This window comes from Microbacterium testaceum, from assembly GCF_006539145.1.
GTDB lineage: Bacteria > Actinomycetota > Actinomycetes > Actinomycetales > Microbacteriaceae > Microbacterium > Microbacterium testaceum.
The window spans coordinates 139,027-159,188 of the sequence record NZ_BJML01000002.1 but is presented as its reverse complement, the minus strand read 5'-3'; the positions used below and the strand labels follow the sequence as shown (position 1 = coordinate 159,188).

Sequence of the window (20,162 nt, the reverse complement as noted above, 5' to 3'; positions counted from 1 at the left end):
GCGGCATCCGGTCTCAGGCGCCCGCGAACGTTCGCAGCTGCGCGAGCAGCCTCGGCGCGCTCGCGTCGAAGCGCGCGCCGCCGATGAGCACCCCGCCCGCGAAGACGACCGCGCCCCAGACGAGTCCGATGCCGAGCGACACCCACCCCGCGCCCGTCGCGCCCGCGAAGACCGCGAGGATGGCGGGGATGAAGACGGGATGCACAACCTCCCGAGAAGCAGCGCGGCCCTCCTGCGTCACTACTGTCGACGTATGACCGACAGCCTCGCCGACACTTTTGATCTCGGCGCACTCCGAAGTCCGGTGGCTATGCACGACGTCCGCCGCTTCGACCGAGCCCAGGGCACGCCACTGGGAAGACGGTGGAAAGCGAAAATCGTCGTTTGCACCCTTTATCTCGCCGCGCAGGCGGTGTTCTTATCGCTCTACGTGCCGGTAGCGAAGTTGCCGTCGGCGACCGCCGACACGATCACGGGCGCGGTGTTCGTCCTGTCGGGCTTGCTTGCGGCATGGTGGTGCGCTGTCGCGTGGAGAGACGCCGTGCGCGCCGTGCGCGTCGCCCGCGCTGCCGCATCGAACGGGCTCGATTTCGACGTCCACCCTCGCGTCGTCGACCTGCCGGGGACGGCCGTCGTGTCTCTTCCGGGCGCGGTCGCCACGCATGCCCTGCGCCCCCGCTCGGCCGGGCGGTGGCCGGTGTTCACCGCCGCCAGCGTCGGGCCCGAATTCGCACGGGCGGTGCGCCACCGCGGTATTGTGGCGATCACGCTTGAGGTGCAGACGCCGCACATCGTGGTCCACAATCGTCGCGCTCGCGCTCGAGACGGGTTTGCGTCGAAAGTGCGGGGCGGTCAGCGGTTGCGCCTCGAGGGTGACTTCGACCGCACCTTTTCGCTTTACGTGCCAGCCGGTTACGAGCGCGACGCCCTCTACGTCTTCACTCCCGACGTCATGCAGCGGATGCTGGATGTGGCCGCCGACTGCCAAGCCGAGCTGGTCGACGGCTGGTTCGTGCTCACCGCCCGCAGGCCCTGGCGCCTCTGGCGGGAACAGGAATTCGTGGCGCTCCTAACGATGGTGAGCGTTCTCGGCACAAGGGTGCGTTCGCAGACGCAGCGTTACCGCGACGATCGTTCGCTTCGGTCAGGCGAGGTCGCCCCGCACGGACGGAGATTGCGTGTTCGGCTGTCTGCGGGGTTTATCGCCGCCATCTTCGTACCGGGTGTCTTCGTCGTCGCGGGTTTGTGCCGGCTGCTCGGACTTGTCTGACAGGCAGAACGGCGAGGAAGCTCGGTGTCGGCGCGCGGCATCCGGTCTCAGGCGCCCGTGAAGGTCCGCAGCTGCGCGAGCAGCCTCGGCGCGCTCGCGTCGAAGCGCGCGCCGCCCATGAGTACGCCGCCCGCGAAGACGATGACGCCCCAGACGAGTCCGATCGCGAGGGAGACCCAGCCGGCGTCCGTCACCCCAAAGAAGATCGCCATCACGGCAGGTACGACAGCGGGCAGCGCCAGCACGGCGACCAGGGCCCAGCAGAGGAAGAACGCGAGGAACATCGTGAACGTCGAGCCGGGCACCCGCTTGAAGGGCGAATCGCCGGGGGCGGGCGTGGGCACCACGAGGAGGGCCGAGCTCACGGCGCTCACACCGAGCCCCACCAGCGTGAGGCCGATCGAGCCGCCGATCACCGCGGGGAGCAACTCCCACTTGCCGACGATCGCCAGTGTCACGACGTCGGCGAGCAGCACCAGCGGGATGCTCACGGTCGCCGACCCGAGCATGCGTCCGAGCCGGTCGGCGCGCCCGCGGATACCGGTCTGCAGCACCGTGGCGAAGGCGGTGCCGTCGTACGACACGTCGGTGTACGCCAGGATGCCGGCGAAGAATCCGACCAGCAGGCCCGAGGCCGCGAAGAACGGTCCGTCGAGGTCGCCGCGCGAATAGACCAGCACGAGGACGGGGGCGAAGGGAATCAGCAGCAGCTGCCGTAGGTAGCGGAAGTCGCGCGTCCACGACGTGAGGGAGCGCGCCCAGGTCGCCCCGACGGGGTTCGAGGGCATGACGCCGAACCACCCCAGCGATCCGGACGGGCGACGCGTGGCCGCGCGTGCCGGAGGACCGACGAGGGATGCCGACAGGCTCCGCTGCCAGAGCCACCACAGCACCGCGAGGGTGACGACGGCGATCACGAGCTTCAGCACCCCCGTGGTCCAGGCGCCCCCTGCGAGGTCTCCGGGCACCGCCCACGCGGCGGCGATCGGCGTCCACGACAGACCCGTGACGAGGGCCTGCAGCTGAACCCCCTGCTCGCTCGCCGAGACCAGAGCGCCGGTGATGCCGATGAAGATCGGACTCGCGAAGATGACGAGGGCGAAACCGACGAGGCCGATGATCTCGCGGGTGCGGCGGCCTCCGCCGATGCCGGCGGCGAGGGCGGCCACCGCGCGCGAGGCGACGACGCAGATCACGACGCCCAGCGGAACGCACACGAGCGCGGCGACGGCCGCGACCGGGTACCGCGCCCACACGAGGAACACGGCGAGCGAACCGACCGCGGTCGTGATGCCCGGCACCCCCGTGAGCCCTCCCGCGGTGATCGCGACCATCATCTGCCGCGTCGTCATCGGGAAGGGCGCGAGCTTGGCGGGGTCGAGCGTCGTGTCGAGCCCCGCGGCGAAGATCGGGCCCACGACCCACCCGAGGGTGAGCAGCGCCCCCGCGGCAGTGATCACGGACCGCGCGATGTCGAGGTCGAGCGTGCCGACGAAGAAGAGCCCGACGCCGACGAGCAGCAGCATCCACAGCGCGCCGATCACTCCGAAGATGAAGCCGACCATCTGCATCGGGCTCCGCATCAGGGTGTTGCCCAGGACGCGGAACCGGATTTTCAGGACTGTCGCAACCACTGCGGCCCCTCCGCGTGGTGGCGTCCGCCGACCAGCTCGACGAAGCGGTCCTGCAGGGTCTGTCCACCTCGGACCTCGTCGACGGTCCCGGATGCCAGCAATCGGCCCTGCGCGATGATGGCGACGTGGTCGCACATGCGCTGCACGAGGTCCATCGAGTGGCTCGAGACGATGACCGTTCCGCCCGAGGCGGTGTAGCCGCGCAGGATGTCTTCGATGTTGGCAGCCGACACCGGGTCGACGGACTCGAAGGGCTCGTCGAGGACGAGCAGACGTGGAGCGTGCACGAGAGCGCAGGCGAGGGCGACCTTCTTGGTCATGCCCGCGGAGTAGTCGACGACGGGGGTGCCTGCGGCCTCGGTGAGGTCCATGATCTGCAGCAGGTCGGCCGTGCGGGCGCCGACCTCGTCACGCGTGAGGCCGAACATCATGCCGGTGTAGGTGACGAGCTGTTCGCCGGTGAGCCGGTCGAACAGACGCACGCCGTCGGCGAGGTTGCCGATGAGCTTCTTCGCCTCGACCGGGTGGGTCCAGACATCGACTCCGTGGATGCCGACCGTGCCGGCATCCGGCCTCAGAAGTCCGGTCGCCATCGACAGCGTGGTGGTCTTGCCCGCGCCGTTGGGACCGACCAGACCGTAGAACGACCCGGTCGGGACGGTGAGGTCGAGACCGGCCACCGCGACCTTCTGCCCGAAGTGCTTCGCCAGACCCGCCAGCTGCATCGCCGGAAGCGAATCGCGGGAGGCGGGCGGTGCCACCGCCTCGGGCAGAGCGGACGGCTGGGGGGCGTCACGAGGAATGTCGGTCACGTCCCGAACCTATCGGCGGGCGGCGGGGCGATCCCAGCCCCGCCGCGGAACTTTTCGTTCTCCGTACCGGATGGCGTCGACGACCTCCGCTCGCACGGCGACGGCCTCGTGCCGCCCGTGGGAGTCGCGAAGGCCGCCCCGACCACCCGGGTGGGTATCGCCCGGGGCGGTTCAGTGCGGGTCGGCGGCGTTGAGCTGTCGCACCGTTTCGGCATAGCGCCCCTCGGCCTCGGCGCGGCGCAGGAACGCCAGACGCTCGACCTGCACCTCGGCCACGTCGGGCTGATCGCGGAGGATCGCCATGACCTCATCGGCGAATTCCTCCAGATTCATGGCGAAAGAGCTCTCGCGCTGCCCGGGCAGCAGGTCGGTGGCGACCGACGGCGGCTCCAGTTCGAGTACCGAGACGCTCGTCCCCTCGAGCTGCAGGCGGAGCGACTCGCTGAAGAGGTGGATGGCGGCCTTCGTCGCATTGTAGGTGGGGGTTGCGCGCAGCGGCACGAACGCCAGACCCGACGAGACGGTCATGATCGTGGCATCCGGTCGGCTCTGCAGGTGAGGGAGCAGGTGCGCGATGAGCCGCAGGGGACCGAGCACGTTCGTCATGACGGTCTCCTCAGCGGATGCCAGGACCTCGGGGCCCGCGGTCCAGTCCTCGACGCGCATGATCCCGGCCATTGCGATGACGACGTTCAGGTCGGGGTGACGGCTCACGACCCCGGCGGTCGCAGCGCGGATCGAATCAGCGTCGGCGGTGTCGATGAGCACCGTGTCGAAACCCTCCGAGGCCGCGAGCTCGTCGAGACGCTCGCGACGTCGGCCGCCCACGACGACGGTGTTGCCCGCGTCACGCAGTCGCTCGGCGAGGGCGAGGCCGATCCCGCTGGTGGCGCCGGGGAGGAAGACGGTGTTTCCGGTGATGTTCATGAGCCCAGTCTTCGTTGCCGCGCGCACGGCATCCAGGCCCCGTCGATCGGGGGATCGTCGATCCCTGGATGCCGACGGCTCGACGCGCGAGGATGAGGTCATGAATCGCACGGGGGTGGCGGAGTTCCTGCGGGCGCGGCGTGAGGCGCTGCGGCCGGAGGACATCGGTCTCGTGTCCGGCGCCCGTCGCCGCACCGCCGGATTGCGTCGTGAGGAGGTCGCGCAGGCGGCCACGATGTCGACCGACTACTACACGCGCCTCGAGCAGGCGCGGGGACCGCAACCGAGCACCCAGATGCTCGCGGCCCTCGCCCGCGCCCTGCGCCTCGGCATCGACGAGCGCGATTACCTCTTCCGTCTCGCCGGCCACGCGGTGCCCGATCGTCTCGGCCGCGCCGACCATGTGGTGCCGGCGTTGCAGCGCGTGTTCGCGCGCCTCGACGACACGCCCGCCCTGGTCATCTCGCACCTGGGTGAGACGTTGCTGCAGAACCCTCTGGCGGCGGCACTGCTCGGAGACCACGCCGGCGCCCGCGGCTGGGACCGCTTCGAAGCGTGGCGGTGGTTCACGCGCCCCGGCGACGAGCGCCGGAAGTACCCCGCTCACGACCGCGAGAGGCAGAGTCGCGCCATCGTCGCCGGGGTGCGCGCGGCGTACGGCGTGCTGGGGCCCGCGTCCACTGCCGGCGAGCTCGTCGCCGAACTGCAACGCCGCAGCGAGGAATTCCGGTCGCTGTGGGAGCGGCAGGAGGTCGCGCAGCGTTTCGCCGACCACAAGGTGCTCGTGCACCCCGAGCTGGGGGAGATCGAGGTCGACTGCCAGGTGCTCTTCACCGAGGATCGCGCACAGGCCCTGCTCGTGCTCACCCCGCAGCCGCGCAGCGCGGCGGAGGAGAAGATCCGTCTGCTCGGCGTCCTCGGCTCACAGCGCTTCGCCTCGCGGTGAAACGACGGATGCCACGCCCCGAGCGTCCTGAGAACGACGGGGCGTGGCATCCGGTGCCTGCTCGGGTCATTCCTTCGGTGGAGAGACCACGTTCGGCTTCGTCGGGTCGAGCGAGGCGCCCGTGCCCACGCGGGCGTGGCTGCGCGAGTACGCGAAATAGATCGCGAAGCCCAGGGCCAGCCAGATGAGGAACCGCAGCCAGGTCTCGACCGAGAGGTTGAGCATGAGGTACGTGCAGATCAGTGCCGACAGGATCGGCAGCACGGGGCTCCACGGCACGCGGAAACCGCGCTTGAGGTCGGGGCGTTTGCGGCGCAGCACGATCACGCCGATCGACACGAGCACGAACGCGGAGAGCGTTCCGATGTTGACCATCTCTTCCAGCACGCCGATGGGCGTGACGCCGGCCACGATCGCGACGATCACGGTGACGAGGATCGAGATGACCCACGGGGTGCGGAAGCGTGGGTGCACTTTCGCGAGCGCCCCGGGGAGCAGGCGGTCCCGCGACATGGCGAAGATGATGCGGGTCGCGCCGATCATCAGGGTCAGCACCACGGTCGTCAGACCGGCGACGGCGCCCGCGGCGATGACGGTGGCCATCCACGTCTGACCGTGGAACGCGAAAGCGTTGGCGAGGGCTGCCGAGGGGTTCAGTTCGGAGTAGGGCACCATGCCCGTGACGACGATCGCCACGGCGCAGTACAGGATCGTGCAGATGATGAGCGAGGCGATGATGCCGATCGGCAGGTCGCGCTGGGGGCGCTTGGTCTCTTCTGCCGTGGTCGCCACGACGTCGAAGCCGATGTAGGCGAAGAACACCAGGGCTGCACCGGCCAGGATGCCGCCGACACCGAAGGTGGCGGGCTGCAGGCCCGACAGGAACTGCAGGAGCGGCTGGGTGAGACCCGACGCCGACTCGGTCGGCACGGAGTCCGGCACGAAGGGGCTGTAGTTGGCCGGGTTGATGAACATGATGCCCGCGATGATGACGAAGAGCACGATGAAGAGCTTCACGGCCACGAGAACGAGGTTCACCCGCAGGGACTCCTTGATGCCGAGGGTCATCAGACCACCGAGCACCAGGACGAGCAGAATCGCCGGGAGATCGACGACACCGCCGTAGGAGATCTCCGGTGGAAGGACGATCCCCAGTTGCTGGAGGAAGGTGCCGAGATAAGCACTCCATCCCTGGGCGACGACACTCGCGCCGAGGAACATCTCGAGAATGAGGTCCCAGCCGATGATCCAGGCGAAGAGCTCACCGAGAGAGGCATAGGAGAAGGTGTACGCCGACCCCGAAACGGGGACGGTCGAAGCGAATTCGGCGTAACACATGGCTGCCAGACCGCACGCGATCGCGGCGACGATGAAGCTGATCACCACGGCGGGGCCGGCGACGTCATGGGCGGCTCGACCGGTCAGGGTGAAGATGCCCGCGCCGATCACGACGCCGACGCCGAAGACGGTCAGATCGACAGCACTGAGGGACTTCTTGAGGCGGAACTCCGGCTCATCGGTGTCGGCGATGGATTGCTCCACCGACTTGGTACGGAAAAGGCTCACGCGACGCTTCCTCTGTCTCGAGTGATGTCCTGGGAGCGAACACCACCCGTGGAGGATAGTCCCCCGACGGGCGCCGTGCCTATCCGTTCGGGGGGCTGGACGAGCGCGCCTTTACCAGAATCGACTTATGCGGGAAATTCATCGAATGCGGGTGTAAGGTTTTTCGTATTATGGCTATGAAGCACATCACGCACCTCGTCGACGACCTCGACGGCTCCGTTCTCGAAGACGGACAAGGAAAGCAGATCACCTTCTCCGTCGAAGGTCGCGCTTACGAGATCGACCTCTCCGACCGCAATGCCGACAAGTTCTACTCGGCGATCGCCCCGTTCGTGGATGCCGCTCGTTCGGTGTCCCGAGGCAATTCGGCCGCGCGTCGGCCGCGGGCGGCCCGTCGTTCGAACGACGTCGATCTCGGCGCCGTTCGGGAATGGGCGCGCGCGAACGGACACACCGTCAGCGACCGTGGTCGGGTTCCCGCCACGATTCTCGACGCGTACACCGAGGCCAATTCCTGACCTCTCCCTCTTATCCTCTCGGCCGCTCGCGAAAGCACCGGCCGAGAGGATGTCGGTTCGGCCGCCCCCGTCGTCCGTAGACGCGCGGAAACCGCGGAGGAATGCGGAAGGCTCCCTCGGCGGCCGGGGCCGGTGAAAGCGGGCGAGCTGACGGGTGAATTTTGGAAGCGTGGCCCGGAATGCGCCTCGTCGGCGGCATATGGTCGCGGCATGGCGAAAAAGCACATCACCCAGACGATCGACGATCTCGATGGATCGGTCATCGAAGACGGAACGACTCTGACCTTCTCCGTGGAAGGCCGTTCCTACGAAATCGATCTGTCTGCCGAAAACGCCGAGAAGCTCCGCAACGCTTTTCGGCCGTTCATTTCCGCCGCCCGATCGATCGGGTCTTCTTCGACCCTCCCTCGACGCACTCCGCGAGGGCGCGCCATTCCGACCCGCGACCTGGTCGACGTGCGAGCGTGGGCTCAGAAGAATGGGTTTCCGATCAATGATCGAGGACGCATTTCCGCCTCCGTTCTCACGGCCTACGACGCCGCTCACTGACCCTTTGACGAGAAAGAACCGGATGCCCCCCGCTCGGGTGGCATCCGGTTCTTTTTCGTTCGGCCGGTGATCTAGACGAGCGCGGCGCGGCCCGTTCCCGCGGCGAGTCGCTCGGCGGCGAGCCCCTCGGCTGCGGCGAGGGGGGTCACCCCGCGGGTCGCGGCTTCGTCGAAGACGCGGCGGACGGTGTCGCCGATCTCGGCGACCCGCGCCATGATCTCGTCGATGCTGCCGCGCTCCTTGGCCACCAGGTCGAGATAGATGACACCTCCGGCGTTGACGACGAAGTCGGGGGCGTAGAGGATCCCGCGCGCCGCGAGTCGGTCGGCACCGGAGCGATCGGCGAGCGGGTTGTTGGCGGGACCGCATACGGCACGCGCGTCGAGTGCGTCGATGACCTCGTCGGTGAGGACGCCGCCGATGCCCGCGGGGACGAAGACGTCGGCGGGGATGAGATGCGCCTCGCTCGGCTCGACCCAGGCCGCGCCGAGTTCGACGGCGAGGGCGCGCTTGGCGGGGTTCACGTCGGTGACGGTGAGAACGGCGTTCTCGGCGGCCAGGCGCTCGGCGAGACGCCCACCGACCTGTCCGAGGCCGGCGATCGTGATGCGACGACCGGCGACGTCGCCCGTGCCGACGGCGCGCTCGAGGGTCGCGACGAGAGAGGCGTAGACGCCGAGGCTCGTGGGGCCCGCGGGCTCGCCCGAGCCGCCGACGGCGTCGGGCAGACCGACGACGTGCGGAGTGCGCTCGCTGACGACGAGCATGTCGTCGGTTGTCGAGCCCACGTCTTCGGCCGTGCGGTAGAGACCCCCGAGGCTGTCGACGGCATCGCCGAGGTCGAGGAAGGCGGCTCGCCGCCGGTCGGGGTCGAGCACCGTGCCCTCGGGAAGACCGATCACGGACTTGCCGCCTCCCGCGTCGAGACCGGCGGCGGCGTTCTTGAGCGTCATCGCCGCCGAGAGGCGCAGCGCGTCGCCGAGCGCGTCGGTCCACGAGGGGTACGTCCACAGGCGCGCACCGCCGAGTGCGGGACCGAGCACGGAGGAGTGCAGAGCCACGGCGACGAGCAGACCGCTGCGTCGCCCCGTGATCACCTCCACGCGTTCGTGCGTGAATTCGGGCAGGGGCAGAGCGTTGGTCATCGCGTTCCTTGTCGTCGGCCGCCTTGTGGGCAGCGCTTCTCGGAGGCCGCGGCGTTGCGACATCCGGCATCCATTCTGACGGGTGAGGCGGTCGGATGCGAGTGCAGCGACGGGGAGCCCGGACGGCGCCACACCATACGACCTCGAGCGGATCGTGTGACGGCGGGCGGGGGCGGGGGACACGCAGACGGACCTAGGCTGGGCGGCATGTCCGACGCCCTCCCCACCCGCAGTCGTCTCGTCGCCGCGTCCCTGCAGGCCGCGGAAATCGACGGTCAGATCGTCGTACTCCCCGATGCCGCATCCACCGCGGCTCTCGCGGCCGCCGCCCTGGGGGTGGACGTCGGGGCCATCGCGAACAGCCTTGTGTTCTGGAGTGACGACGAACCCCTGCTCGTCATGACCAGCGGCGCACACCGCGTCGACACGACGGCTCTGGCCGAGCGGCTCGGACGCAGCGGCATCCATCGTGCCACCCCCGATCAGGTGTTGACCGCCACCGGGCAGCCCATCGGGGGAGTGGCCCCCACCGGGCACCCGCAACCACTGACCACGGTCGTCGACGAGGATCTCGCCGCTTTTCCCGAGATCTGGGCCGCGGGCGGCACCCCGCACACCGTGTTCCCGTTGACGTTCGCCGAGCTCGTGCGGCTGACCGGCGGTACGGTCACGCGGGTGGCGTGAGGTCGCGCGGCGGTCGGCTGTGGACCCAAAGCCACGGGGGTGGCCCGGGGCCACTTCTGGCGCCCCACCGCGGAGGGGGCGCCGGGCGGTGGCGCTCGGGCCACCACCGCCCGGCGGGCTCACTCCCCGGGGGCGGGCGCGAGCGCGGTCAGGCACACCACCGCGGCGGCTGCCGACCACGCCTGGGGCCGGCACGCGGCCGGGTAGGGCGTCGGCACGGACGAGTGTGACCGCGGATCGCCGGCGTGCAGCTCGGGAACGCGGTACCCGAAGCCCTCGGCGGCATCCAGCAGCCCCTCCACCACCGCCCGCGCCGACTCGACGAGTCCCGCGCGCAGCATGCCGTGCGCCGCGATCGCGGTGTCGTGCACCCAGACACTGCCCCCGTGGTAGGACAGGGGCCAATACCCCGCGGCGTCCGTCGACAATGTGCGGATGCCGAAACCGCTCGACATGGTCTCACCGAGCAGCAGCGAGGCGACGTGCACCTCTTCGTCGGAGGAGAGGATGCCGGTGCCGAGAAGATGCCCGATGTTGCTGGTGAGGGAGTCGACGGGGCGCTTGTCGCGGTCGAGCGCGATCGCCGGATACCGTCCCTCGGGCGTCTCGACCCAGTACGTCGAGGCGAAACGCGTCTTGAGATCGGCAGCCCAGACGCGCCAGAACGAGATGTCGTCGGCATCGGTGGTGTCTCCGAAACGCTCGAGCAGGTCGGCGCCGGCGAGAGCGGCCTCATAGGCGTAGGCCTGCACCTCGCAGAGGGCGATCGGTCCCTCGGCGAGGCTGCCGTCGCGCCATTGGACCGAGTCGCCGGAGTCTTTCCACCCCTGATTCGACAGGCCCGTGCCGAGCCGGTCGATGTAGTCGAGGAAGCCGTCGCCGTCGCTGTCGCCGTAGTCGCGGATCCAGCCGAGCGCCCGGCGGAGCGCGGGCAGCAGCTCGCGCACCTCGCCGTCGGGCATGCCGGCACGGTGGGCATCGGCCAGCAGACAGATCCACAGCGGAGTGGAGTCGACGCTGCCGTAGTACTTCGGGGGCAGCACGATCCCCTCACCCGGCATCTCGAGCGCGGAAGCACGCAGTTCGTGCAGGATCTTGCCGGGCTCCTGCGCCGTCTGTGCGTCGTCATCAGTCCCCTGCAGGCGCGCGAGCACGCGGAGGGTGGATGCCGCGATCTCACGGTCCACCGGCAGGGTGAGGCGCGCGGCCCAGATGGAGTCGCGTCCGAACAGGGTGAAGAACCACGGTGCCCCGGCGGCGAAGAATTCATCGAGCGGGTGGTCGGGAAGCGCCAGACGCAGGGCGTCCAGATCGTCGAGGGCCGTCCGCAGCCACCGGGACAGGCGCGCGTCGGGAGCTCCGGCGGCGACGCCCGCGGCATCCCACCGGGCGGGCGCGGTGGCGGAGTCCACAACGAGGGTGTCATCGCGCAGCCTGAGCGACCAGCCGATCTCGACCTCGCCGAACGCGGGCACCTCGACGCTCCAGACGGCGACCACGCCGTCGACGCCGGATGCCACCCGGGCCCCGGGAGCGATCAGTTCGAGCCCCAGAGCGCCGGCGTTGACGCGCGCGCCACCACCGTCGACCGTCACGTCGGTGCTGCGAGCGAGCGCGTGACCGGACTTCACCTCGTGCAAATGCGCGAACTCGGGCTCGACCCGCAGACGCAATGCGGCGCGAACGGGCCGGTCGAGACGCGAGCGCAGGGTCCACGACTCGCTGACGACGCCGTCGGCAACCCGCCGATCGCGCAGAAGCCGCACCTTGGGGTCGGGGGTCGTGTCGTCGATCCCGCGCAGGAGCCCGCCGAAGACCACGCGCGACGCTCCGTCGGGAGCGGTCGAGATCCACTCGATCGTGGAATCGTCGCACGACACGGTCAGTGCCCGGACGTGCCGCACGTCGCCGTGGTAGACCCCGTGCACGGCAGCGGAGCCGATGTCGCCCGTGGTGTCGGACCAGACCTGGGTCGGGGCGCGCAGCACGATCAGGGCGTCGTTCAGCAGCGGTTGCAGAGCAGCCGGGGCGACGGCGGTTGCGGCGGGCGGGGTGGTCGTGGGGGCGGTGGTCATTCTTTGACGGCTCCTTCGCTGGCGTTCATGATGCGGCGCTGGAAGATGAAGAACACCACGGCGACGGGAATCGTCATGATGGCCGCGGCCGCGAGTTTGAGGGGGAATTGGCTGCCCTGGCTGAGCTGCCCGCTGGCCAGAGAGGCCACGCCCTTGGTCAGGGTGGTCAGCTCGGGGGACTGGGTGGAGATGACGAAGTGGCTCAGCTCGTTCCACGATCCCTGGAACGACAGGATGACGATCGTGATGAGCGCGGGTCGAGCCATCGGAAGGACGACCGACCAGAAGATGCGAAAGGTCCCCGCCCCGTCGATGCGCGCTTGCTCCTCGACGGACGGTGGGATCGACTCGAAGAAGTTCTTCATGATGAAGACGCCCGCGGCATCAACGAGCAGCGGGAGGATCATGCCGGCGTAGGAGTCGTAGATGCCGAGCTGGTTGATCACGAGGAACTTCGGGATGAGCAGCACGACGGTAGGAACAGCCATGACCGCGATGAGTCCGGCGAAGACGAGACCGCGCCCCCGAAACTGCAGCCGCGCGAGCGCGTATCCGGCGAGCGAATTGAAGAACACGCGCCCCGCGGTGACGAAGACGGTGACCACGACGGAGTTGCCGAACCATACAGGGAAGTCGGAGTTGAGGAACAACCGTTCGTACGCCGCCCACGTGAAAGGCTGCGGCGCGAGCGAGATCGGGTCGGCCGCCGCCGAGGCATCCGTCTTGAACGACGTCGCCACCTGTACGAGGAAGGGGTAGATGTAGATGACGGCGAGCACGACCAGAAGGGCGTAGAGGCCGATCTGCCAGCCGAGGGCTTTGCGCGACATGCGGTGCTTCGTCGGCTTCTCGGGTCCGCCGAGGCGCTGTTCGGCGAGGACCGTGGTCTGTGGGGATGCGGTCGCGGTCATCGTCGAGCTGCTTTCGTGTGCACGTCGTATTGGCGGAGGCGCCGCTTCGACACGGGACGATCGCGCAGCACGAACCGCTGCAGGATCGTCAGCGCCACGATGATCACGAACAGCACGAAAGCGATGGCCGCACCCTGGCCCCACTGCTGCGACAGGAACGCCGAGGAGTAGCTGAGGTAGGCGGGGGTGAGTGTCGTCTTGCCCGGGCCGCCCTGGGTGCCCGTGTAGATCTGGTCGAACACCTGCCAGGTGCCGATGAGGCCGAGGGTCAGCACCGTGAACAGCACGGGCTTGAGCTGCGGAAGGGTGACGCGCCAGAACCGCTGCCAGCCGTTCGCGCCGTCCATCATGGCGGCCTCCTGCACATCGGCACCGATGTTCTGCAGGCCCGCGATGAACAACAGCATGAACGTGCCCGAGGTGGTGAAGACCGCCATGAGGATGAACGCCGACATCGCGACAGACGGACCGGCGAGCCAGTCCCACCACGAGACGCCGAGCAGCGTATTACCGGTCAGAAACGCGGGGCCGCTGGTCACCCCCACGGCGCCGAGCAGGTTGTGCACGACGCCCGAGGGATCGCTGAACCAGTTCGGTCCATTGATGCCGAGCCACGACAGTACTTCGTTGACGGCTCCGGATGCCGAGAAGAGGAAGAGCCACAGCACGGTGATGGCCACCGAGCTCGTGACCGAGGGGAAGTAGAAGGCCGTGCGGAAGAGCCCCCGGCCGCGGAGGATCGCGCGGTTGACCAGCACCGCGAGAAACAGTGACAGTGCCGTCTGAAGGGGGACGACCAGCAGCACGTACCAGGCGTTGTTGCGCAGCGCCGTGCCGAAGTCGCGCTCGGCGAGACCGCCGCCTGTGGTGACGGCGGCGTAGTTGTCGAGACCGACGAAGCCGACGTTGGGCGAGAAGGGGCTGCCGCGCCCGGTCCAGTCAGAGAAGCTCACCCACAGCGCCATGAGCACGGGGACGAGCAGGAACACGCCCAGGATGATCAGCACGGGGGCGGTGAACAGCCAGCCGGCGGCGGCCTCGCCGCGCCGGATTCCCGGGGAGGAGGATCCGGCGCGACGCGGCGCTGAGGTGAGAGCACTCATGGCTACTTCGTGATGGCCTCGAGGTTGGATTGCGCCGTCTGCAGCAGCGCCTGCGGGTCACCCGTCTTCAGCGACTCCAGCTGGGCGTTGAAGTCGGTGATGACGTCGGCGGCGCCGGCCATGTTCGGCGGGAACTGCGCGTTCTCGGCACCGGAGAGGAACGCCGTGAGGTCGGGGTTCGCCGCGCTCCACGCGTCGGCGGCCGACTGGATCGAGGGCATCGGGCCGAAGGCTTTCGAGAACGCCAGCTGCTGGTCGGTGGAGGTCAAGTACTCGACGAGCGAGCGCGCCTGATCCTGGTTGCCGCTGTCGGCGGCCATGCCCCAGCAGTTGGTGAACTGCAGCGTGCCCTTGCCACCGGGACCCGCGGGCAGTTCGGCGACCTGATACTTCACGCCCGGGTAATCGGCCGACATGGCGCCGGTGATCCAGTTGCCTTCGATGACCATCGCGGCCTTCTGGGTGCCGAACGCCTCGCCGCCCCACCCGGCGCCCACGTCGGACGCGAACGCGAACGTGCCGTCATTCAGGTGCGTCTTGACGTAATTCAGCGCCTCGACGTTCGCGGAGCTGTCCGCCGTGGCCTTGCCGTCGGTGACGAGTCCGCCGCCGGCCTCGGCCATGAAGGCTCCGATGCGCTGGTACTCGGCGCCGAACGCCAGGCCCACGCGGCCGTCGGTGGTGAGCTTCTGGGCGACGGATGCCAACTGGTCCCAGGTCGTGGGGACATCGGCATCCGTCAGCCCTGCCGCCGACCAGAGGTCGGTGTTGATGATGAGGGCCAGGGTCGAGAAATCCTTGGGTGCGCAGTAGAACTTCCCGTCGACGGTGAAGTTGTCGACGAGCGATGGATAGAAATCGTCCTTGTTCGCCAGGTCGTCGCCGTAGGCGGCGATCGAGCCGTTTGCGGCGTAGCCGGCGAGGGCCTCGGGGGCGAGGTAGAAGAGGTCGGGCGGAGACCCGGCCGCGAAGCCCTGAGAGAGTTGCTGGGGGAGGTCGTTGGCGGTCTGGACCTCGGCCTGCACGCCCGACTGCTCGCTCCAGGCGGCGACGGCGTCGGTGACGGCCTTCGTCTCGGCGTCGCCCGACGAGCCGATGAGGAGCCTGAGCGTGCCGCCGCCGGAGGCCTGACCTTCGCCGGGGGTGTCGTCGAAGCCCGACCCGCAGGCCGTCAGGGCCAGGGCGCCGGTGGTCAGCAGTGCGCCGGCTCCGAGCCAGGTTCGCGCCCGGCGGTTGGGGGTGTGCCGTGTCATTGTCTCTCTCCTTCGATGAGGCATGCGACCCCTCCGCAGGTGCTCGGAGGGCCATCTTTTGAACGTTCAAATGACGGTTTGACAACGGTAAAGAACGGCGGGCCTGGCTGTCAAGAGGGTGCCCGGCGTCCTAGGCTGACGATCTGGCCGGACTCGTGGCGGCCCGGTCGGATCTCTCCGGAGCGGACTGAGGGGGAGGGCAGACATGGCGAAGGCGCCCACCGTCGACGACGTCGCGCGTGTCGCGGGGGTCTCCCGGCAGACCGTCTCGAACGTCGTCAACACGCCGGATATCGTCCGCGAAGCGACGCGCCTGAGGGTCGAGGCGGCGATCGCCGAGCTCGGCTATCGGCCGCACGCCGCCGCCCGTCGGCTTCGCACGCGACGCAGCTCGACCATCGGCATCCATCTCGATCCCTACGCCGGTGGTATCTCAGGCGTCGTCCTGGACCGCTTCGTGCACGCCCTCACCGAACGTGCGGGAGAACGTGACATGCGCGTCTTGCTCTACGCCGCGCGCACGCCCGAAGAAGAGATCGCCCGCCTCGGCGACCTTCTCGAGGGGGGAGAGGTGGATGCCGTGGTGGTGACCGGAACCTTCCACGGCGACCCCCGCACCGGCTGGCTCGTGGACCGCGGGCTGCCGTTCGTCTCGTTCGGTCGCCCGTGGGGCGAGAACGACGTCGAGGCGCCCGCGCATCTGTGGGTCGATGTCGACGGGGCCGCGGGAACTCGCGCGGCGACGATACACCTGCAGGAGCGGGGCGTACCGCGCATCGCGTTCCTCGGGTGGCCCTCCGGCTCGGGCACGGGTGACGATCGTGAGCGCGGCTGGCGCGAGAGCTCAGCTTCGGGGCCGCGATGGGTCGTCGAAGAGAACGTCGCCGCCGCGCGCGACGTGGTCACAGCGGGCCTGGCGGCCGATCCCGGCGTGCGCGGCATCGTCTGCGCGAGTGATTCGCTCGCGATCGGCGCGCATCTCGCCGTGACCTTGGCTGGTCGCCCCGATGTCGCCGTGATCGGTTTCGACAACACCCCCGCCGTCGAAGCGCTCGGGCTCTCGAGCGTGGAGCAGTTGCCCGAGAGGGTGGCATCCGGCGCCCTCGATCTGCTCATGGGCGAGAACGGCACGGTCGTCGCGCCGCGCGCCGCGACGGCCGGGGCCGCCCACGTGCTCGTGGAGCCGCGGCTGGTGGTGCGCTGAGGCGCCACGGTCCTGCCCGGTACTGAGCGGCGCGCGACTAGGCGGGGTGGCCGATGCGTCGGGCGAGTTCGGCGGCAGTCGCGGATGCCGCGGACGCCAGTGCTTTCGCATCACGCTCGGCCCCGTCGGCGGGCCACGTGATCGCCACGGCCGCGGCGGGCCACCCGGCGTGATCGAGCACCGCGGCGGCGACGGAGCGGAATCCGGGGGTGATCTCGCCGTCCTCGCTCGCGTGACCCGCTGCCCGAACCTCGCGGAGCAGCTCGCGCAGGTCACGCGGCGTGGCGGGGCCCGCGTCGTGGCGCAGCGTGAGGGCGGTGGCATCCGGGAACAGTGCCCGAACCTGCTCGCGGGGGAGCGCGGCGAGCATGGCCCGGCCCGTCGCGGTGAGGTGCGCGGGGAGGCGGACGCCCACATCGGTCACGAGCGCGGGGCGGCGCGGGGCGCGTTCCTCGACGATATAGAGCACGTCTCGCCCGGCCAGCACGGCGAGGTGCGCCGATTCGCCGACGCGGTCCGACAGCCCCGCGAGCAGCGGCCGACCGAGGCGGGCGAGCGGCTGTTGCCGGGCGTAACCGCCGCCGAGCTCGAAAGCCGCCGTCCCCAGGCCCCAGCGCCGGTCGCCCGGAAGGTGCACGACGTAGCCGTGCTGCTCGAGAGTCGCGAGCAGGTGGTAGGTGCTGGAACGGGGGATCCCGAGCGCGGTCGCCATCGACTGCGCGGCCATCGGCCCCGGTTGCCGCGCGAGCAGCGAGAGGATCCGCAACGTCTGGTCGGCGGCGGGGACTTGAGGGCGGGGTTTGTCTGGCATGACAGACACAGGATGCCAGATCCCCCGCATTCCGTATCGCCCGAGGCGATGGAATCGGCGTATGAACGCACGCGTCACCGTCGGAGCCAGCCCCCTCACCCCGCGCGAGGTCGTCGACGTCGCCCGCCACGATGCCCGGGTCGACGTGGACGCCGACGCTCTGCAGCGGGTGGCCGACACACGGGCGCTCATCGAGGGGCTCGCCGACGACCCGCAGCCGCACTACGGCATCTCGACGGGCTTCGGCGCCCTCGCGACGACCTTCATCGCCGAGGACCGCCGGGCGCAGCTGCAGGCGAGCCTCATCCGCTCGCACGCCGCCGGAACCGGCGCCGAGGTCGAGCGCGAGGTGATCCGCGCCCTCATGCTGCTGCGCTTGCAGACCCTCGCCACCGGGCGCACCGGCGTCCGCCCCGTCGTCGTCGAGACCTACGCCGCCCTGCTGAATGCGGGGATCACCCCGGTCGTGCGCGAGTACGGCTCGCTCGGCTGCTCGGGCGATCTGGCTCCGCTCTCGCACGTCGCCCTGGCCGTCATGGGTGAGGGCGAGGTGCGCGATGCGTCCGGGGAGCTTCGGGCAGCCGCCGACGCGCTCGCTGCGGCGCACATCGCCCCCGTCGCCCTGCGCGAGAAAGAGGGCCTCGCCCTCATCAACGGCACCGACGGCATGCTCGGCATGCTGCTGCTCGCGCTTGACGACCTCGAGATGCTGTTGACGACGGCCGACGTCTCGGCCGCGATCTCGATCGAATCGCAGCTGGGGACGGATGCCGTGTTCGCCGCCGACCTCATGGCGTTGCGTCCGCAGCTCGGCCAGGCCGACTCGGCGGCGAACCTGCGAGCGTTCCTCGCCGATTCGCCGATCGTCGCGAGCCACCGCGGCCCCGAGTGCACGCGCGTGCAGGACGCCTACTCGCTGCGCTGCGCCCCGCAGGTGCACGGTGCCGCGCGCGACACGATGACGCACGCCGCCCTGATCGCCGAACGCGAGCTGGCCTCCGCCGTCGACAATCCCGTCGTCACGGTCGACGGACGCGTCGAGTCCAACGGCAACTTCCACGGCGCCCCCGTCGCCTACGTGCTCGACTTCCTGGCGATCGCGGTGGCCGACGTCGCCTCGATGTCGGAGCGGCGCACCGATCGCGCTCTCGACGTCTCGCGCAGCAACGGTCTGCCGCCTTTCCTCGCCGACGAGGTCGGAGTGGACTCGGGGCTGATGATCGCCCAGTACGCCGCGGCCGGCATCGTGTCGGAGCTCAAGCGCCTCGCCGCCCCCGCCTCCGTCGACTCGATCCCGTCGAGCGCCATGCAGGAGGACCACGTCTCGATGGGGTGGGCCGGGGCCCGCAAGCTGCGCCGCGCCATCGACGGGCTCGCTCGGGTGCTGGCGATCGAAGTGCTGACCGGATGCCGGGCCCTCGATCTTCGCGCTCCGCTTCAGCCGACGGCGGCCACCGGAGCCGTCCGTGCTCTCGTCCGGGAGCACGTGCAGGGCCCTGGCCCCGACCGCTTCGTCTCGCCCGAGATCGAGGCGGTGACCGATCTGGTCGCCTCGGGAGCGGTCGCCGATGCCGCGCGGGCCGCCGCCTCTCGCGGGCAGAGCCGTCGGGAGCCCTCGGACGGACCTACGGGGTGAGCAGTTCGAACTCGTCGGGAGGGGTGGCGTCGACGTCGTCCCACGTGCCGTCGTGCCACGTGAAGATGGCCACGGCGCACGTCACCATCCGTTCGTCGCGATCGGCGAGCCGCGACACGAGCGCGCTCATTCCGGGATCGTGGGCCACGACCATCACCTCGTCCACGCCGGCGCCACGCGCGGCGGCGAGGATCTGTGCGGGCTCGGCCAGGTAGAGTTCCGCCTGCTCGATGACCCGTGCGTCGAATGCTCGGGCGAATGCTTCAGCCGTCTGTCGGGCGCGACGCGCCGTGCTGGAGAGGATCACCTCGGGTCGAACGCCTTTTCTCACGACGGTCCGGGCCATCGCCGGAGCGTCGCGGACGCCGCGGGTGTTGAGCGGGCGGTCGTGATCGTCGAGGCCGTCTTCGGTCCAGTCCGATTTCGCGTGCCGCGCGAGGATGAGTTGAATCATCGTCTTTTCGCCAATCCTGCCGGGGGCTGGGGAACGCACTGCGCGGCCGGTCGCGCTGTGCGAGCTGCGGGGGCGCCCGCGGCGGTATGTGCCTCGATGAGGTCGGCGTTCGCGACGCTCGGAACCGGAGCACACCGGCGCACGGGCGCGCTAGAGTCCCGGGCGACCAGTCCGTCGATGCCCATCGCGCGGTATCCGGGGGTGATCGAGAGGTAGGACGCCTCGACAGCGAGGGAGAGGGCTCTCATGTGGCCACGTACACCCAGGCGCGGATGCCGCTGACGAGAACGACCGAGGCGCGGCGGTAAAGCGACACGTCGTACTCGTCGGCGGCGTCGAGTTCATCGGGCGTCAGGCGCAGCACGCGACCGAACACGCGGTCGCGAGGGTCGTCCGTGCGGCGGAGGATCGGGTGCCGGTCGAGACCCGAGAGCGCGGCGACGTGTGCGTCGGAGATATCGGTCCAGTCGAGCCGGTACCCCGCGAGGGCGTCGTCGTCGCCGTCGACGCGGTGGCCGAAGGTGTCGAGCTGCACGTCGGGCAGCTGAAGCGTCCCGTACGTGAAGAGGGACTCCGTGCCCGAACCGTCGCTCACGCGCACAACGCTACTCACGTGCCGGCCGCGCGGGGCGGCGAGATGTGCGACGTTTCGGCCAGGTCTTGC

The 20,162-nt window shown here is 69.7% G+C and carries 20 protein-coding genes; 7 read left to right on the top strand and 13 right to left on the bottom strand.

Annotation, left to right across the window (positions count from 1 at the left end):
- Positions 1 to 13: 13 nt before the first annotated feature.
- A complete protein-coding gene (locus tag MTE01_RS04805; RefSeq protein WP_103206286.1) occupies positions 14 to 205 on the bottom strand; it encodes a hypothetical protein in 192 nt (63 codons plus the stop codon).
- A gap of 48 nt (positions 206 to 253) precedes the next feature.
- Between MTE01_RS04805 and MTE01_RS04800 the strand changes: the two genes are divergently transcribed.
- Positions 254 to 1,270 (top strand): hypothetical protein, encoded by a 1,017-nt coding sequence (locus MTE01_RS04800; protein WP_141376011.1) that lies wholly within the window; start codon positions 254 to 256, stop codon positions 1,268 to 1,270.
- 47 nt (positions 1,271 to 1,317) lie between these two features.
- On the opposite strand, the gene MTE01_RS04795 is transcribed toward MTE01_RS04800, so the two are convergent.
- From MTE01_RS04795 to MTE01_RS04785, 3 genes are all read right to left on the bottom strand, one after another.
- Positions 1,318 to 2,904, bottom strand: a complete 1,587-nt coding sequence (locus tag MTE01_RS04795; protein ID WP_246077979.1) for a hypothetical protein — start codon at positions 2,902 to 2,904, stop codon at positions 1,318 to 1,320.
- Positions 2,886 to 3,629 (bottom strand): ABC transporter ATP-binding protein, encoded by a 744-nt coding sequence (locus MTE01_RS04790; RefSeq protein ID WP_103206462.1) that lies wholly within the window; start codon positions 3,627 to 3,629, stop codon positions 2,886 to 2,888. Before MTE01_RS04790 ends, MTE01_RS04795 begins: the two co-directional genes overlap by 19 nt.
- Before the next feature lie 258 nt (positions 3,630 to 3,887).
- Positions 3,888 to 4,643, bottom strand: coding sequence for an SDR family oxidoreductase (locus MTE01_RS04785; protein ID WP_103206288.1), 756 nt, complete (start codon positions 4,641 to 4,643; stop codon positions 3,888 to 3,890).
- A 100-nt stretch (positions 4,644 to 4,743) separates the two neighbouring features.
- Between MTE01_RS04785 and MTE01_RS04780 the strand changes: the two genes are divergently transcribed.
- A complete protein-coding gene (locus MTE01_RS04780; protein WP_116238995.1) occupies positions 4,744 to 5,589 on the top strand; it encodes a helix-turn-helix transcriptional regulator in 846 nt (281 codons plus the stop codon).
- Positions 5,590 to 5,655: 66 nt separating this feature from the next.
- Here MTE01_RS04780 and MTE01_RS04775 read toward each other — a convergent pair whose 3' ends face one another.
- Positions 5,656 to 7,155 (bottom strand): amino acid permease, encoded by a 1,500-nt coding sequence (locus tag MTE01_RS04775; protein WP_116238994.1) that lies wholly within the window; start codon positions 7,153 to 7,155, stop codon positions 5,656 to 5,658.
- A gap of 170 nt (positions 7,156 to 7,325) precedes the next feature.
- Between MTE01_RS04775 and MTE01_RS04770 the strand changes: the two genes are divergently transcribed.
- Together MTE01_RS04770 and MTE01_RS04765 are read left to right on the top strand one after the other, a co-directional pair.
- Positions 7,326 to 7,673: a histone-like nucleoid-structuring protein Lsr2 gene (locus tag MTE01_RS04770; protein ID WP_103206291.1), complete on the top strand. Its 348-nt coding sequence runs from the start codon at positions 7,326 to 7,328 to the stop codon at positions 7,671 to 7,673.
- A 210-nt stretch (positions 7,674 to 7,883) separates the two neighbouring features.
- Positions 7,884 to 8,222: a histone-like nucleoid-structuring protein Lsr2 gene (locus tag MTE01_RS04765; RefSeq protein ID WP_141376009.1), complete on the top strand. Its 339-nt coding sequence runs from the start codon at positions 7,884 to 7,886 to the stop codon at positions 8,220 to 8,222.
- Positions 8,223 to 8,293: 71 nt separating this feature from the next.
- Here MTE01_RS04765 and MTE01_RS04760 read toward each other — a convergent pair whose 3' ends face one another.
- The gene (locus tag MTE01_RS04760; protein ID WP_141376007.1) at positions 8,294 to 9,367 is read right to left on the bottom strand and encodes a Glu/Leu/Phe/Val dehydrogenase family protein; all 1,074 of its coding nucleotides are present in this window, start codon (positions 9,365 to 9,367) and stop codon (positions 8,294 to 8,296) included.
- Positions 9,368 to 9,574: 207 nt separating this feature from the next.
- Between MTE01_RS04760 and MTE01_RS04755 the strand changes: the two genes are divergently transcribed.
- Complete coding sequence (locus tag MTE01_RS04755) at positions 9,575 to 10,051, top strand: YbaK/EbsC family protein (protein ID WP_116238991.1); 477 nt, start codon at positions 9,575 to 9,577, stop codon at positions 10,049 to 10,051.
- A gap of 119 nt (positions 10,052 to 10,170) precedes the next feature.
- Here MTE01_RS04755 and MTE01_RS04750 read toward each other — a convergent pair whose 3' ends face one another.
- From MTE01_RS04750 to MTE01_RS04735, 4 genes are all read right to left on the bottom strand, one after another.
- A complete protein-coding gene (locus MTE01_RS04750) occupies positions 10,171 to 12,126 on the bottom strand; it encodes a glycogen debranching N-terminal domain-containing protein (protein WP_141376005.1) in 1,956 nt (651 codons plus the stop codon).
- A complete protein-coding gene (locus tag MTE01_RS04745; RefSeq protein WP_246078022.1) occupies positions 12,123 to 12,956 on the bottom strand; it encodes a carbohydrate ABC transporter permease in 834 nt (277 codons plus the stop codon). The genes MTE01_RS04750 and MTE01_RS04745 overlap by 4 nt, the downstream gene beginning before the upstream one ends.
- Before the next feature lie 77 nt (positions 12,957 to 13,033).
- Positions 13,034 to 14,140 (bottom strand): carbohydrate ABC transporter permease, encoded by a 1,107-nt coding sequence (locus tag MTE01_RS04740; RefSeq protein WP_103206297.1) that lies wholly within the window; start codon positions 14,138 to 14,140, stop codon positions 13,034 to 13,036.
- 2 nt (positions 14,141 to 14,142) lie between these two features.
- Entirely contained in the window at positions 14,143 to 15,393 is a 1,251-nt protein-coding gene (locus tag MTE01_RS04735; protein WP_141376003.1) for a sugar ABC transporter substrate-binding protein, read from the bottom strand.
- 205 nt (positions 15,394 to 15,598) lie between these two features.
- On the opposite strand from MTE01_RS04735, the gene MTE01_RS04730 reads away from it, so the two are divergent.
- Complete coding sequence (locus MTE01_RS04730; protein ID WP_141376001.1) at positions 15,599 to 16,597, top strand: LacI family DNA-binding transcriptional regulator; 999 nt, start codon at positions 15,599 to 15,601, stop codon at positions 16,595 to 16,597.
- 37 nt (positions 16,598 to 16,634) lie between these two features.
- Here the strand turns inward: MTE01_RS04730 and MTE01_RS04725 are convergent, their stop codons facing one another.
- On the bottom strand, positions 16,635 to 17,408 hold the full coding sequence (locus MTE01_RS04725; RefSeq protein ID WP_103206300.1) for an IclR family transcriptional regulator: 774 nt from the start codon (positions 17,406 to 17,408) through the stop codon (positions 16,635 to 16,637).
- Positions 17,409 to 17,469: 61 nt separating this feature from the next.
- Here MTE01_RS04725 and hutH point away from each other — a divergent pair, with 61 nt between their 5' ends.
- Positions 17,470 to 19,044 carry a histidine ammonia-lyase gene (gene hutH / locus MTE01_RS04720; protein ID WP_141375999.1) on the top strand — a complete coding sequence of 525 codons (1,575 nt, stop codon included), beginning with the start codon at positions 17,470 to 17,472 and terminating at the stop codon, positions 19,042 to 19,044.
- Here the strand turns inward: hutH and MTE01_RS04715 are convergent.
- Both MTE01_RS04715 and MTE01_RS04710 read right to left on the bottom strand, forming a co-directional pair.
- Entirely contained in the window at positions 19,034 to 19,498 is a 465-nt protein-coding gene (locus MTE01_RS04715; protein ID WP_141375997.1) for a SixA phosphatase family protein, read from the bottom strand. The two genes, hutH and MTE01_RS04715, sit on opposite strands and share 11 nt — an antisense overlap.
- Before the next feature lie 244 nt (positions 19,499 to 19,742).
- Entirely contained in the window at positions 19,743 to 20,093 is a 351-nt protein-coding gene (locus tag MTE01_RS04710) for a gamma-glutamylcyclotransferase family protein (RefSeq protein ID WP_246077978.1), read from the bottom strand.
- Positions 20,094 to 20,162 lie beyond the last annotated feature (69 nt).